At 69.7% G+C, this 14,581-nt stretch carries 13 protein-coding genes and 2 tRNA genes; 10 read left to right on the forward strand and 5 right to left on the reverse strand.

The genetic code is table 11. From position 1 onward, the window contains the following. Positions 1-78: 78 nt before the first annotated feature. The gene (locus ACTYVM_RS03980; RefSeq protein WP_445524572.1) at positions 79-1,497 is read right to left on the reverse strand and encodes an amino acid permease; all 1,419 of its coding nucleotides are present in this window, start codon (positions 1,495-1,497) and stop codon (positions 79-81) included. A 218-nt stretch (positions 1,498-1,715) separates the two neighbouring features. Here ACTYVM_RS03980 and ACTYVM_RS03985 point away from each other — a divergent pair, with 218 nt between their 5' ends. Continuing rightward, positions 1,716-2,201, forward strand: a complete 486-nt coding sequence (locus ACTYVM_RS03985; RefSeq protein WP_141360894.1) for a ribose-5-phosphate isomerase — start codon at positions 1,716-1,718, stop codon at positions 2,199-2,201. A gap of 174 nt (positions 2,202-2,375) precedes the next feature. Next, the gene (locus ACTYVM_RS03990; protein ID WP_445524573.1) at positions 2,376-3,197 is read left to right on the forward strand and encodes an Fpg/Nei family DNA glycosylase; all 822 of its coding nucleotides are present in this window, start codon (positions 2,376-2,378) and stop codon (positions 3,195-3,197) included. 39 nt (positions 3,198-3,236) lie between these two features. Here ACTYVM_RS03990 and ACTYVM_RS03995 read toward each other — a convergent pair whose 3' ends face one another. Continuing rightward, positions 3,237-4,478: a GNAT family N-acetyltransferase gene (locus tag ACTYVM_RS03995; RefSeq protein ID WP_445524574.1), complete on the reverse strand. Its 1,242-nt coding sequence runs from the start codon at positions 4,476-4,478 to the stop codon at positions 3,237-3,239. A gap of 162 nt (positions 4,479-4,640) precedes the next feature. Between ACTYVM_RS03995 and ACTYVM_RS04000 the strand changes: the two genes are divergently transcribed. Both ACTYVM_RS04000 and ACTYVM_RS04005 read left to right on the forward strand, forming a co-directional pair. Beyond that, a complete protein-coding gene (locus ACTYVM_RS04000; RefSeq protein ID WP_445524575.1) occupies positions 4,641-5,819 on the forward strand; it encodes a SpoIIE family protein phosphatase in 1,179 nt (392 codons plus the stop codon). A 12-nt stretch (positions 5,820-5,831) separates the two neighbouring features. Next, positions 5,832-6,314: an HD domain-containing protein gene (locus ACTYVM_RS04005; RefSeq protein WP_445524576.1), complete on the forward strand. Its 483-nt coding sequence runs from the start codon at positions 5,832-5,834 to the stop codon at positions 6,312-6,314. Here ACTYVM_RS04005 and ACTYVM_RS04010 read toward each other — a convergent pair. Then, positions 6,304-7,488, reverse strand: coding sequence for an acyltransferase family protein (locus tag ACTYVM_RS04010; RefSeq protein ID WP_445524577.1), 1,185 nt, complete (start codon positions 7,486-7,488; stop codon positions 6,304-6,306). The genes ACTYVM_RS04005 and ACTYVM_RS04010 overlap by 11 nt on opposite strands. 489 nt (positions 7,489-7,977) lie before the next feature. Between ACTYVM_RS04010 and ACTYVM_RS04015 the strand changes: the two genes are divergently transcribed. Then, complete coding sequence (locus ACTYVM_RS04015; RefSeq protein ID WP_400025161.1) at positions 7,978-8,172, forward strand: hypothetical protein; 195 nt, start codon at positions 7,978-7,980, stop codon at positions 8,170-8,172. 195 nt (positions 8,173-8,367) lie between these two features. Here ACTYVM_RS04015 and ACTYVM_RS04020 read toward each other — a convergent pair. Beyond that, positions 8,368-8,438 (reverse strand) — tRNA-Gly (locus ACTYVM_RS04020). 233 nt (positions 8,439-8,671) lie between these two features. Between ACTYVM_RS04020 and ACTYVM_RS04025 the strand changes: the two genes are divergently transcribed. The 5 genes from ACTYVM_RS04025 to clpX all read left to right on the forward strand — a co-directional run bounded on the left by ACTYVM_RS04025 (position 8,672) and on the right by clpX (position 13,463). Beyond that, positions 8,672-8,748, forward strand: a tRNA-Pro gene (locus tag ACTYVM_RS04025). A gap of 193 nt (positions 8,749-8,941) precedes the next feature. Continuing rightward, positions 8,942-10,324 (forward strand): trigger factor, encoded by a 1,383-nt coding sequence (gene tig, locus ACTYVM_RS04030; protein WP_445524578.1) that lies wholly within the window; start codon positions 8,942-8,944, stop codon positions 10,322-10,324. Positions 10,325-10,597: 273 nt separating this feature from the next. Continuing rightward, a complete protein-coding gene (locus ACTYVM_RS04035; RefSeq protein ID WP_199836507.1) occupies positions 10,598-11,203 on the forward strand; it encodes an ATP-dependent Clp protease proteolytic subunit in 606 nt (201 codons plus the stop codon). A gap of 132 nt (positions 11,204-11,335) precedes the next feature. Continuing rightward, positions 11,336-12,016 (forward strand): ATP-dependent Clp protease proteolytic subunit, encoded by a 681-nt coding sequence (locus ACTYVM_RS04040; protein ID WP_400025164.1) that lies wholly within the window; start codon positions 11,336-11,338, stop codon positions 12,014-12,016. Between the two features lie 160 nt (positions 12,017-12,176). Continuing rightward, complete coding sequence (clpX, locus tag ACTYVM_RS04045; RefSeq protein WP_445524579.1) at positions 12,177-13,463, forward strand: ATP-dependent Clp protease ATP-binding subunit ClpX; 1,287 nt, start codon at positions 12,177-12,179, stop codon at positions 13,461-13,463. 92 nt (positions 13,464-13,555) lie between these two features. Here the strand turns inward: clpX and ACTYVM_RS04050 are convergent, their stop codons facing one another. After that, entirely contained in the window at positions 13,556-14,509 is a 954-nt protein-coding gene (locus tag ACTYVM_RS04050; protein WP_445524580.1) for a hypothetical protein, read from the reverse strand. Positions 14,510-14,581: the final 72 nt, after the last annotated feature.

A 14,581-nucleotide genomic window follows, 5' to 3' on the forward strand; every position in this document is an offset into this window, starting at 1 on the left:
AAAAAAGAAAAACCCCCCCGTGGTTATACCCCCACCACCCCCCCCCCCCCCGGGCCTCTTCCGGTGGTCCGGGCGTCGTCAGCCGACCGGGACCTTGTCCATCTCCTCGGCGGCCGGGCCCGTGTCCGCCGTACGGCCGCGTCCGAGCTTGTGCCGGACGAGGGAGATCGCCAGCACGATCGCCGCGACCAGCAGCGACAGCAGCACCGTCTCGCGGCCGTCGTGCTCGGTGTCGGTCAGCATGTAGACGAAGATGAAGACGATCAGCGCGGCGGCCGCCCACGTCAGATACGGGTACAGCCACATCTTCACGACCAGCTTCTCCGGCGCCTCCCGCTGGATGATTTTCCGCATCCGCAGCTGCGAGAAGCAGATCACCAGCCAGACGAACAGGGCGACCGCGCCGGAGGAGTTGACGAGGAAGAGGAACACCGAGTCCGGGAACCGGTAGTTGAAGAACACCGCGACGAAGCCGAACACGACCGACGAGACGATCGCGGCCATCGGCACACCGCGGCGGGTGGTCCGCGCGAACGCCTTCGGCGCGTCCCCGCGCTCGCCGAGCGAGAAGGCCATCCGGGAGGCGGTGTAGAGGCCGGAGTTGAGGCAGGAGAGCACCGAGGTCAGCACGATGAAGTTCATGATCTGACCGGCGTGCGCGATGCCGAGGGAGTCGAGGGCGGCCACGTAGGAGCCCTTCTCGGCGATCGACTTGTCGTTCCAGGGGAGCAGGGCGACCACGACGAGGACGGAACCGAGGTAGAAGACGCCGATGCGCCAGATGATGCTGTTGGTCGACTTGGTGACGGCGCGCTGCGGGTCCTCCGACTCGCCCGCCGCGAGGGTGGCGATCTCGCTGCCCATGAAGGAGAAGACGACGAGCAGGACACCGGTGAGGATGGCGCCGGGCCCGTGCGGCAGGAACCCGCCGTGGGCGGTGAGGTTGCTGAGCCCCGCCTTGTCGCTGTGCACGCCGGGCAGCACGCCGAAGATCGCGAGCGCGCCGACGACGATGAACGCGCCGATCGCCACGACCTTGATCCCGGCGAACCAGAACTCGAACTCGCCGTAGGAGCCGACGGACACCAGGTTGGTGGCGGTCAGCACCACCATGACGATGAGGGCCCAGCCCCACTGGGGCACGGCCGGTACCCAGCCGGAGAGGATCTTGGCGCCCGCCGTCGCCTCCACGGCCAGCACGACGACCCAGAAGAACCAGTAGAGCCAGCCGATGGAGAACCCGGCCCAGCTCCCGAGCGCGCGGTCGGCGTGCGCGGAGAAGGAGCCGGAGGTGGGGTTGGCGGCGGACATCTCGCCCAGCATGCGCATCACGAGGACGACGAGCGTGCCGACGAGGGCGTAGGAGAGAAGAATGCCCGGCCCGGCGGTGGCGATGGCCGAGCTGGAACCGACGAAGAGACCGGCGCCGATGACGCCGCCGATGGCGATCATCGACAGATGGCGGTTCTTGAGACCGGCCTGGAGTCCCGAAGTCATGGGGGGAATTCCTTTGCTCTGGTGGAGCGGTTCCCCGTACGAGCGGCGTACGAGATGGTCCAGTGAAACGGAGGCAATGGAATCCGTGAACCTTCGAAATGTAATTGTTACTTGAGGTTTCTTTGAGCTTTGAAAGATTAGTCACTTTCTTCTTGCGGATGTGATAATGCACTGACCCCGGCGCTGCCGTCCGCATTCCGCCATGTCACACTCGGACCATGCGCGTGTATCTCGGCTCCGACCATGCGGGCTTCGAACTCAAGAACCACCTCGTCGAGTGGCTCAAGGCGGCGGGTCACGAGCCCGTCGACTGCGGACCGCACATCTACGACGCCCAGGACGACTACCCGCCCTTCTGCCTGCGCGCGGCGGAGCGCACGGCCGCGGACCCCGACTCCCTCGGCATCGTGATCGGCGGCTCCGGCAACGGCGAGCAGATCGCGGCGAACAAGGTCAAGGGCGTGCGCGCGGCTCTCGCCTGGAGCGAGGAGACGGCCTCCCTCGGCCGCCAGCACAACAACGCGAACGTCGTCGCGGTGGGTGCGCGCATGCACACCACGGAGGAGGCGACGAAGTTCGTCGAGACCTTCCTCGGCACCCCCTTCTCCGGTGACGAGCGCCACATCCGCCGCATCGACATGCTCACGGCCTACGAATCGACGGGCGACCTCCCCCCGATCCCGGCCCACCACCCCCAGCAGTAGCCGCCCCCACCACCGCCACAGGCCGGGGCCCCGGCAGAGCACTGCCGGCGGTCTCCCGGCCAGGGGCGCAGGGGACGGAGTCCCCGCGGGGCCTGGGGCTGAGCCCCAGGCCTGGGTGTCCTTTCACCCACCGAGACGGGCGGGCGGGCAAAAAACCGCAAGAAAGGGACACCCGTGCCAGAGGGGCACACCATCCACCGCCTCGCACAGGACTACGCCACCCACTTCTCCGGCCGGCAGGCCCACGTCACCAGCCCCCAGGGCAAGTTCTCCACCTCCGCCACCCTGCTCACCGGAGCGGAGCTCACCCGCACGGAAGCCCACGGCAAACACCTCTTCCTCCGCTTCCGCGACGGCGACTGGATCCACATCCACCTCGGCCTCTTCGGCAAGGTCACCTTCGGCGACGCCCCCGCACCCCCGCCCACGGACACCGTCCGCCTCCGCCTCGCCAACGCCACCTCGTACGTCGACCTGCGCGGCCCCACCACCTGCGCCCTGATCACCGACGCCGAGAAGCAGGCCGTCCACGACCGCCTCGGCCCCGACCCCCTGCGCCCCGACGCCGACCCCGACCGGGCCTACGCCCGCGTCCGCCGCAGCCGTACGACCGTCGCCGCCCTGTTGATGGACCAGAAGGTCGTCGCGGGCGTCGGCAACGTCTACCGCGCCGAGGTGCTCTTCCGGCACCGCGTCGACCCCTACCGCTCGGGCAGGGACCTCACTCCGGCCGAGTGGGACGCCATCTGGGCCGACCTCGTCGCCCTCATGCGCGAGGGCGTCCGCAACAACCGCATCGACACCGTCCGCCCCGAGCACACCCCCGAGGCCATGGGCCGTCCGCCCCGCGTCGACGACCACGGCGGCGAGGTGTACGTCTACCGCCGGGCCGCCCTGCCCTGCCACGTCTGCGGCACGGACATCCGCACCGCCGACCTCGCCGCCCGCAACCTCTTCTGGTGCCCCACCTGCCAGCAGCCCGCCAAGGCCGGATGAGACGCCCGGCTCAGAAGAAGGCCGGATGAGACGCCCGGCTCAGAACCCGTGCGGCAGCCACGGCGCCACCGCCGAGCCGAACGCCACCGACGCCTGAGCCAGCGCCCCGCTCCGCAGCTCCCGCACCCGTCCGGCCGCCGCGAGCCCGGCCAGCGGCACGCCGCCGAGGTACACCGCCCCCAACTCCCGTACGGACAAGGAGAGTTCCGCCGCGTCCGAGGTCCGCTCGCAGGACGCGCCCTTCGCGTCCCCGGTCAGCCGCCACCGCCCGGCGTTCCAGGGGCAGAAGTCGTCCGCCACCTCCACCACCACGTCCACCGGCGTCTGGTAGGTCCGCGCGGCCAGTGCCGCCCCCACGTCCACGAGCCGCACGTACAGCGCGTCCCGCAGCCGCGGCCGGCACCGCCGGATGTCGGACACCAGGTACTGCCAGGCGTCGTCGACCGGCCGCTCCCGCACGACCAGCGTCGAGGTCAGATCGATGCCGAACAGGAAGCGCCACAGCGCGGCGTCGCTCGCCGGGTCCAGCGCGGCCAGGTCGCTCAGGTACACCGTGCCCTCGTGCCCGCCGGTCCCCCAGCCCGGCTTGACCCGGTAGCGGGCGTACCCCGTGACCTCGCCGGCCCGCTCGGCGACCACGCACTGCAGCGGCGAGGCGCCGTTCCGCGCGCTCTCCGGGTCGATCAGCGCCACCCGCCCCCAGCCGGGCTGCCGGGCCAGCATCCCGGGCCGGCCGGGCACCAGCCGCGCGTAGACCGCCTCGCAGTCGTCGAGCACGTCCGCGGGTGCCGCGTACCGCACGCGTATGTCGTCCGTGCCGGCCGGGACCGTCAGACCGGTCCGGTCGGTGTCGATCTCGGCGCCGAGCTCGAAGGCCGCCGCGCCGTAGCCGAAGCGGCCGTAGATCGCCGGCTCGGAGGCGGTCAGCACCGCCAGCGGCTCGCCCCACGAGCGCACGTCGTCCAACTGCCGCCGCATCATCGACGTCAGCACACCGCGTCGCCGGTGCGTGGCGGCCACGCTCACCATGGTGACGCCGGCCGCCGGCAGCAGGCCGCCGCCCGGCACGGTGATCCGGAAGCTGAACGCCCCCGCCGTGCCCACGCACGCGTCCCCGTCCCAGACACCCAGGGAACGGTCCACTTCGGTCAGGGAGTTCCACGCCTCCCGCTCCTCGTCCGGCTCCGGGACCCCGCCGAAGGCGCGGACCAGATTGTCGTACCAGTGGTCCCACTCGTCCCGCCGCAGCACCCTCGGCCTGGTTGCACGCTCAGTCGCCATGCGCCATGCCTACCAGCGCGCCACGGACCCTGCGAACGAATTTCGTCCAGGTGGCAGCGAGACGGCCGCCGGTGAAGTTCACTGTGAATCCGAGCCTCGGACGGGGGACAAGTGGGACCTCCCGTGCCAAGCGTCAGGTCGGATGGATAGGGTCCCCAACTAATGGCAGCAGGACGACAGCGGCGCGCGGAAGCCGAGACGTTCACGGCCCGGTTGAAGATGCAGTGGCACCGGGCCCGCGTCGGCGTGCGCAGAGCCGCCGTCGACTACTTCCGCGGGGACGGCTCGGACTGGATCGCGCTCGGCGGTCTGCTGCTGACCATCCCGCTGATCCTGGTGCTGACGCTCGCCAACTCGGTGTGGTTCTCGCCGGTCGCGCTGGTGCTGCCCATCGTCGCCGGCGGGCTGCTGCTGCGCCCGGCGAGCCTGCTCGGCCTGTACGCCACCGCGGCCACGGCGCTGATCGTGGAGTCGGTGCGGCTCGGCCCGTACACCGAGGGCCCGTCCCGGGTGACCCCGGGCGTGGTGCTCGTGGTCGCCGCCTGCGGCTTCTTCGGGCTGCTGATCGCCCAGTTCCGCAGCCGGGTCGGCGTGCCCTGGCGGCGCGGCGGCACCATGCTGTTCGACCTGCGCGAACGCATCCGCGTCCAGAGCAAGCTGCCGCAGCTGCCCGACAGCTGGCACCACGAGATGGCGCTGCGTCCGGCCGGCGGCCAGTCCTTCTCCGGCGACTTCGTGGTCGCGGCCCGGACGAACGGCGGCCGCACCCTGGAGGTCGTGCTCACGGACGTGTCCGGCAAGGGCATGGACGCGGGTTCGCGGGCGCTGCTGCTGTCGGGCGCGTTCGGCGGTCTGCTCGGCAGCCTGCCCCCGCACGCGTTCCTGCCCGCCGCCAACGGCTACCTGCTGCGCCAGGACTGGGACGAGGGCTTCGCGACCTCCATCCACCTGGTGCTCGACCTGGACTCCGGCGACTACGAGCTGTACTCCGCGGGCCACCCGCCGGGCCTCCAGCTCAGCGCGGGCAGCGGCCGCTGGGAGGAGAAGGCCGCCGAGGGCCCGCTCCTCGGCGTGTACGACGGCGCCCAGTTCGACCCGGTCAAGGGCTCCCTGCGCGCCGGGGACGTCCTGATGCTGTTCACCGACGGCCTGGTGGAGACGGCCGAACGCGACATCGTCGAGGGCATCGACCGCCTCACCGGCGAGGCCGACCGGTACGTCGCCGGCGGCTTCCACGGCGCCGCCTGGCACCTGATCGAGGCGGTGGCCAAGGACGTCAACGACGACCGTGCCCTGCTCCTGATCTGCCGCGAAGGCCCCACGGCCCTGGCGGCACGCTGACACACTGGGCACGTGACCGACACGCCCCGCACCCCGCGCACCCTGTCCCTGGCCGAGGCCGAGGCGGTCGCCCGGGCCGCCCACGAGGGGCAGACCGACAAGGCGGGCCGGCCCTACGCCGAGCACCTGCGAGCCGTCGCCGAGGGCGTGCGGGCCCGGGGCGGTGACACCGAGCAGATCGCGGCGGCCTGGCTGCACGACTCCGTGGAGGACGGCGTCCTGTCCGAACGATGGCTGCGCGAGGCCGCGCTGAGCCGTCGGACACAGGACATCGTGCGCGCGGTCACCAAGCGGGAGGGGGAGGACCCGGAGGCGTACGCGCGGCGGATCCTCGCCGTGCCCGGCGCGCTGCTGGTCAAGGAGGCGGACCTGGCGCACAACGCCGACCCGGTCCGCCTCGCGGTCCTCGACGAGACCACCCGCGACCGACTGACCGGGAAGTACGCGCGGATGCGCGCGCTCCTCGGCCTCCCGGACGGCTCTCTCAGGCGCTGACCGAGCCGGACTTCTCCCACTGCGCCCGCGGTGCCTCCCGGCGCTCGCGGGCCTGCTCGCCCGCGTCGTGCCGGAAGGCCCACTTCATCTCCGGCTCCATCACGCACCGGAAGACGCGCCGCACGGGCCGCGTGCACAGCAGGGTGATGACCGCCGCCGCCAGGACGGTGGCGAGGATCTCGCCGAGCGGGCCGTGCAGCCAGGCCTGGTCGAACCAGCCCCGGAATTCGGCGCCCTTGATGACGAAGCCGTGCAGCAGATAGCCGTACAACGTGCCCGTGCCGAGCGCCGTGAACCACATCCGGCGGCCCGGCACCCAGGCGAAGAAGCAGGCGGTCAGCACCAGCGAGCAGCCGAACAGCGCCAGTGTCATCACCGGGCCGACCCACCAGGGCGCGCCCAGATCCTGCGCGGCGTCGCGGTGGTAGAACCAGGAGGCGTTCATCCGAGGCACCGCCCACCAGGCGGTGACCAGCGCCGCCGCGAACACCGGCACCGACGCGATCCGCGCCGAACGGCGGCGCACCAGCCGGAAGTGCTCGGCCCGCAGCGACAGGCCCAGCACGAAGAACGGCAGGAACTGGAGCACCCGCTGCATGTCCAGGTCGTTGCCGATGGCCGGGCTGAGCGAGGCCAGCATGGCGATACCGAGCGCGAGCGGCAACGGCCGGCGCAGCAGCTTCCACAGCGGGGCGGTCAGCCGCCAGACGAACAGGGCGCACAGGAACCAGGTCAGGTACCAGGGGTCGAGGAGGCTGATGTCCTGGTCGGGGCTGTGGCCGGCGTAGCGCTTGAAGAGGGAGAGGGCGGTCTCGAAGACGACGTACGGCACCACGACACCGGTGACCAGCCGTTTGAGCCGGTCGGGCCGGGCGTCGAAACTGCGGGAGAAGTAACCGGAGATGATGATGAAAGCCGGCATGTGGAAGGCGTACACGAACATGTAGAGGCCTTGCAGGACGCGGCTGTCGCCCTTGAGTTGCGCCCAGGAGTGCCCCACTGCCACCAGCACGATCGCCAGGTATTTGGCGTTGTCGAAGAACGCGTCGCGCTGTTTGCCGGGTCTTCCGTCCGGCTCGCCCGATCCGTGCGGACTCGGCGCTGCCGGGGCCGGCGCCTGTGCCGGAGGGAGCGGTGTTCTGTTCTGGCCTGGGGAAGGGGCGGCGTGGAACATCTGAGGCACCCTAGTGCCGTCCTGGGGGTTCCGTAAAAGCGCCGCCGTTACGCGCCGCTATTCACCGCGGCTATCGCGAATTTGACGAAGTTCGCGGGCCTTGACGCGTGACGGTCGACACAGCCCGGGAGCCGTTCGCGCGGGCTGCGTCACCCCCCATGTCCGGACTCATCCCGATGAGTTGACACCCGAGTTCGTGTCTTGGGCAACAATTCGAATTCCTTGCGAACATCACGTGGATGACATGTAACCGATCGCCGTGAATTCCCGGTGGTGGCGGACGCGGCGACCGCCGTCGAAATGCCGTACGAAGCACGGCCCGAGAAGCACCCCGCCCCAGCGGGAAAGGTCCCCGGAACGAGGGACTTGGCCGATGATGCGTCAGCCGCCGCATGCGGGAGCCGGGTTGGTGGCACGATGGTTCCAGCGGGGTGCGCGGGGCTGGCTTCCGCGGGCCGGGAGAGCTACCGACCGAGGGTGTGATCAGTTGTGGCCATTTCACTGTCAGTGGTGCTGATGTTGGCGATCATCCTGGTGGTGCTGCTCCGAGGCGGATCCATCAAGGCCGGCCCGGCCATCGTCGCCGTACTCTTCGGCTTCTTCCTCGCCTCCACCGGAATGGCGCCGTCGATCGACCGCTTCCTGAACTCGATAGCGCACACGATCAACACGATGAGCTTCTGACAGCCGACAGCCGACAGCCGACAGCCGACAGCCGACAGCCGACAGCCGACAGCCGACAGCCGACAGCCGACAGCCGACAGCCGACAGCCGACAGCCGACAGCGGGCAGCGGGCAGTCGACAGGCGAGCGGCGTGCCGGAAACGATCAGGGCCAGGTCGGGGGACTGTTCCTCCGACCTGGCCCTGAGCCGTAAAGAGCGGGCGACGGGAATCGAACCCGCGTAGCCAGTTTGGAAGACTGGGGCTCTACCATTGAGCTACGCCCGCACGCAAGGCGCCGTCGGTCTGCCGACCGCGGCACACAAGGCATCGTAGCGGGTCGTGCGCCGTCGACGCACACTCCGTTCCCGCGAGGTGTCCCGCGAGGCCCCCGCGAGCCGCTTCCGCCTCGCCGCCCGGCACGGCCCGGCGCCGGCCCGTGCCGGGCGGCGCGATTCCGGCGGTCGCGGAATGCGACGACCGCACTGCCTGCGGGCATGTACCCTACGTGTCGCACCAGACGGGGTGTGGCGCAGCTTGGTAGCGCGTCCGCTTTGGGAGCGGAAGGCCGTGGGTTCAAATCCCGCCACCCCGACCATCCGCCGGCCGCCGGTCGGCGTCACCACGTGTGATCGCCTTTGGGGGCGCGGAGTGGCTGCGGTTACTATGCAAACTGCGCGCCCGTGTGTCCGGTCCTGCTGGGCCTGCGAACTCCTCCGGGCGGGGCGAAATCCGCCGGACCCATCTGGCCCCGGCAGAATCCAAGCAGTCAGCCACAAGGAGACCGAACCGTGAAGAGCGCCGTGGAGACCCTGAACCCGACCCGGGTTCGGCTCACTGTCGAGGTGCCCTTCGAGGAGCTCAAGGACAGCCTCGACGCGGCGTACAAGAAGATCAACCAGCAGGTCACGGTGAAGGGCTTCCGCAAGGGCAAGATCCCGGCCCGCGTCATCGACCAGCGGTTCGGCCGCGGTGCGGTTCTCGAGGAGGCCGTCAACGACGCGCTGCCGAAGTTCTACACCGAGGCGGTCAACGAGGCGGAGCTGAACCCGCTGGGCCAGCCCGAGGTCGACATCACCGAGCTGAAGGACGGCGAGACGCTGAACTTCACCGCCGAGGTCGACGTCCGCCCGGCCGTCGAGATCCCGGACTACTCCGGCATCGAGGTCGAGGTCGACGCCGTCGAGGTCACCGACGAGGACGTCGACAAGGCCGTCGAGCAGCTGCGTGAGCGCTTCGCCTCGACGACCCCGGTCGAGCGTGCCGCCGAGGACGGCGACGTGGTCACCATCGACCTGGAGGCCAAGGTCGAGGGCGAGGTCCTCGAGGACGGCGTCGCCAATGGTGTCTCCTACACCATCGGCTCCGGTGAGCTGCTCGACGGCATCGACGACGCCGTGAAGGGCCTGGAGGCCGGTGGCGAGGCCACCTTCACCTCCGAGCTCAAGGGCGGCTCCGCGGCCGGCAAGGAGGCCGAGGTCACCGTCAAGGTCACCCAGGTCGCCGCGCGTGAACTGCCCGAGCTGGACGACGACTTCGCGCAGCTCGCCTCCGAGTTCGACACCCTCGAGGAGCTGCGCGCGGACAGCCGCAAGCGCCTGGAGAACATGAAGCAGTACGACCAGGCCACGCAGGCCCAGGAGCGCGTCCTGGACAAGCTGCTCGAGCTGGTCGAGGTCCCGGTCCCCGAGAAGCTGCTCGAGGACGAGATCAACACCCGCAAGCACAACCTGGAGCACCACCAGCTCGGCCAGATGGGCCTCACCCTCGACAAGTACCTGGAGATCCAGGGCAAGACCGCCGAGGAGTTCGACACCGAGACCCACGACGCCGCGGTCAAGGGCATCAAGACCCAGTTCGTCCTCGACGAGCTGGTCAAGACGGAGAAGCTCAACGTCAACCAGGAGGAGCTCACCGAGCACCTCATGCGGCGCGCTGCCTCCTCCGGCATGTCCCCCGACCAGTTCGCGCAGGCGGTCGTTGAGCAGAACCAGGTTCCGATGCTGGTCGGCGAGGTCGCCCGCGGCAAGGCCCTGGCCGTCGTGGTCGAGGCCGCGACCGTGAAGGACACCAACGGCGAGATCGTCGACCTGGACGACGAAGAGGAAGCCGCCGAGGCCACCGAGACCGCCGAGACCGCCGAGGGCGAGGGCGAGGAGAAGGCCGAGGCCTGATCCGTACGGCATACGGATGCGCACGGAGGGCGGGCCCCGGGTACGTTGGTGACCTGGGGCCCGTTCGCTTTTCCGAAGACCGTTTCCGAGGACTTTTTCCGAGGACCGTGCGCTACGCCCCCGGCGAACACTCCCCTCAGCGGGATTCGCCGAAGGGGGCCGCGCGTTAGGGTCCATGAGTACGGGGGCAGGGGAGTCCCCAGCCCCTGGCAGGAACACGTGAGACGGCCCGGCGCCGTCGTAAGACGAGCAGGTGGATACGTGACGAATCTGATGCCCTCCGCCGCCGGCGAGCCTTCCATCGGTGGCGGCCTCGGCGACCAGGTCTACAACCGGCTGCTGGGCGAGCGGATCATCTTCCTCGGCCAGCCGGTCGACGACGACATCGCCAACAAGATCACCGCACAGCTGCTGCTCCTTGCCGCGGACCCGGACAAGGACATCTACCTGTACATCAACAGCCCCGGCGGCTCGATCACGGCCGGCATGGCGATCTACGACACCATGCAGTTCATCAAGAACGACGTGGTGACCATCGCCATGGGCCTCGCGGCCTCGATGGGACAGTTCCTGCTCAGCGCGGGCACTCCGGGCAAGCGCTTCGCGCTGCCGAACGCCGAGATCCTGATCCACCAGCCGTCCGCCGGTCTGGCCGGCTCGGCCTCGGACATCAAGATTCACGCCGAGCGGCTGCTGCACACCAAGAAGCGCATGGCCGAGCTCACCTCCTTCCACACCGGCCAGTCGGTCGAGCAGATCACCCGCGACTCCGACCGCGACCGCTGGTTCGACGCCCACGAGGCCAAGGAGTACGGCCTCATCGACGACGTCATCCCGACGGCCGCCGGCATGCCGGGCGGCGGCGGCACCGGGGCCTGAGCCGCTCCCAGGGGGCGCAGGAGGCCCCCTGAGCCGCTCCCGCGGAGTCCCGGCCCCGTGCGGGCGTCCGAGACCTCCCCGCGCAGCCCAGCCAGCCCCAGCCGACCGCCCAGCCCCTTTCCAGGAGACACCGTGAACGACTTCCCCGGCAGCGGCCTCTACGACCGTGCGCGTGCCGAGTACAACGGCCCCACGGCCGAGTCCCGCTACGTCATCCCGCGCTTCGTGGAGCGCACCTCCCAGGGCATCCGCGAGTACGACCCGTACGCGAAGCTCTTCGAGGAGCGCGTGATCTTCCTCGGCGTCCAGATCGACGACGCCTCCGCCAACGACGTCATGGCGCAGCTGCTGTGCCTGGAGTCGATGGACCCCGACCGGGACATCTCGGTCTACATCAACAGCCCCGGCGGCTCCTTCACGGCGCTGACGGCCATCTACGACACGATGCAGTTCGTGAAGCCCGACATCCAGACCGTGTGCATGGGCCAGGCCGCCTCCGCCGCCGCCATCCTGCTGGCCGCGGGCACGCCGGGCAAGCGCATGGCGCTGCCCAACGCCCGGGTGCTGATCCACCAGCCGTACAGCGAGACCGGCCGCGGTCAGGTCTCCGACCTGGAGATCGCCGCCAACGAGATCCTCCGGATGCGCGCGCAGCTGGAGGAGATGCTGGCCAAGCACTCCACCACGCCGATCGAGAAGATCCGTGAGGACATCGAGCGCGACAAGATCCTCACGGCCGAGGAGGCCCTGTCGTACGGGCTGGTCGACCAGATCATCTCGACCCGCAAGATGAACAACGCGTCCGTCCGCTGACGGGAGGCAGTATCGTCTGCCACTCCTTGGCACGGTGCACGTCAAAGCGAAACCGTGCCAAGGGGGGCCCGAACGAGGGGCCCGGCAAGGTACCGTCGACATAAGGCAGCACCAGGAGCCGCTGGACGTAGGCGTCTCCCAGGCGAAGGGGAAGCACACCGTGGCACGCATCGGTGACGGCGGCGATCTGCTCAAGTGCTCGTTCTGCGGCAAGAGCCAGAAGCAGGTCAAGAAGCTCATCGCAGGGCCCGGTGTGTACATCTGCGACGAGTGCATCGATCTCTGCAACGAGATCATCGAGGAGGAACTCGCGGAGGCCAGCGAGGTGCGCTGGGAGGAGCTGCCCAAGCCCCGCGAGATCTACGAGTTCCTGGACGGGTACGTCGTCGGCCAGGAGGCCGCGAAGAAAGCCCTGTCCGTCGCGGTGTACAACCACTACAAGCGCGTCCAGGCCGGCGAGAACGGCGGCGCGCAGGGCCGTGACGACGGCATCGAGCTCGCCAAGTCCAACATTCTGCTGCTGGGCCCCACGGGCTCCGGCAAGACCCTGCTGGCCCAGACGCTGGCCCGCATGCTGAACGTCCCGTTCGCCATCGCCGACGCGACGGCGCTGACGGAGGCGGGGTACGTCGGCGAGGACGTCGAGAACATCCTGCTGAAGCTGATCCAGGCGGCCGACTACGACGTCAAGAAGGCCGAGACCGGGATCATCTACATCGACGAGATCGACAAGGTCGCGCGGAAGAGTGAAAACCCCTCCATCACCCGTGACGTGTCGGGCGAGGGCGTCCAGCAGGCCCTGCTGAAGATCCTCGAGGGGACCACGGCCTCGGTCCCGCCCCAGGGCGGCCGCAAGCACCCCCACCAGGAGTTCATCCAGATCGACACGACGAACGTCCTGTTCATCGTGGGCGGCGCCTTCGCGGGCCTGGAGAAGATCATCGAGGGCCGGGCGGGTGCCAAGGGCATCGGCTTCGGCGCGACGATCCGCTCCAAGCGGGAGCTGGAGACCAAGGACCAGTTCGAGGACGTCATGCCCGAGGACCTGGTCAAGTTCGGCATGATCCCGGAGTTCATCGGCCGGCTGCCGGTGATCACCTCGGTCCACAACCTGGACCGCGAGGCGCTCCTGAAGATCCTGGTCGAGCCGCGCAACGCACTGGTCAAGCAGTACCAGCGCCTGTTCGAACTCGACGGCGTGGAGCTGGACTTCGAGCGCGAGGCCCTGGAGGCCATCGCCGACCAGGCCATCCTCCGCCAGACCGGCGCCCGCGGCCTGCGCGCCATCATGGAGGAAGTGCTCCAGGGCGTGATGTACGAGGTCCCGTCCCGCAAGGACGTGGCCCGCGTGGTCATCACGGCCGACGTCGTCCTCTCCAACGTCAACCCGACCCTGATCCCGCGCGACGCGCGCGGCCGGGGTCCGGGCGAGCAGAAGACGGCGTAACCGCCGCCGCGCGAACGAGTGGAACGAGTAAGGGGCCCCGGTCGATTCGACCGGGGCCCCTTCGTCCGTCAGGTTCGTCCGTGAGGCCGGCGTCAGGCCTTGACGCGGACCTCCTTGCGGAACTTGGCGGTGAGTTCGGCGTCGGCCGCCGGGTCGCCGGTCTTGCCCGACGCGATGTCGGCGATGTCCATCGGCATGACGACGCCGAGCGTGCTGTGGTCGCCCCAGATGCAGATCGTCATGTTCATCTCCTTCGGCTCACCCGCGCCGCCGGTGGAGTTGTCGACCTTGGCCTGCTGGCACTTGAGGACCGCGCCGTCGAGCGAGTCCGGCGTGTACGCCTTCGGCTCGCCGACCAGCGTCACGTCCTTTTCGTCGCCCTTCGTGGACTCGTCCTTCATGTGCGCGAACATCGCGTCGACGGTCTTCTCGGGATCGTCGATCGTGCCGTAGACGCCGCCGAACTTGATCATCTTCTGGCTCAGGGGGTTGTCCTTGTCCCCGGCCAGGTAGCCGGCGCTGACGTCCTTGGGGCCGTGCACACCCCACTTCTCGGCGTCCTTCATGTCGCTCTGCGAGAAGGAGTCGCTGTCGCTGTCGGACTTCTTGTACTCCGTCAGCACCGTCGCCGGCGTCGTCAGCTTGTGCGGGCCGTCGTTCTCGACGCTGGAGCCGCCGCCGCCCCCGCCGAACACGAAGTACGCGCCCACCGCGATCGCCGCGACGACCGCCACCGCGCCGATGATCAGGGCCGTCTTCTTGCCGCCGCCGCCACCGGCGGCCGGGGGCTGCGGGGCGGCGCCGTAGGGCTGCTGGCCGTACGGGGGCTGCTGGCCGTACGGGTTCGGCTGGGGCGGGACGCCCGGGGCGCCGGGCTGCTGCGGGTAGCCGTAGCCGGGCTGCGGCTGGGCGGGAGGGGCCTGCTGGGGGTAGCCGTAGCCGGGCTGGGGCGGTCCCTGCGGCGGCTGGCCGTAGGGACCAGGCTGGCCGTACGGCCCGGGCTGCTGGGGCTGCCCGCCGTACGGGCCCGGCTGGTTGTCGCTCATTTCCTGGGTTCCCCTCCAGATGCTTATGTGTCCCTGACATCCTGGCCCAGGTACGGCGATGCCATGTCATCG

The organism is Streptomyces cyslabdanicus (genome assembly GCF_052663305.1).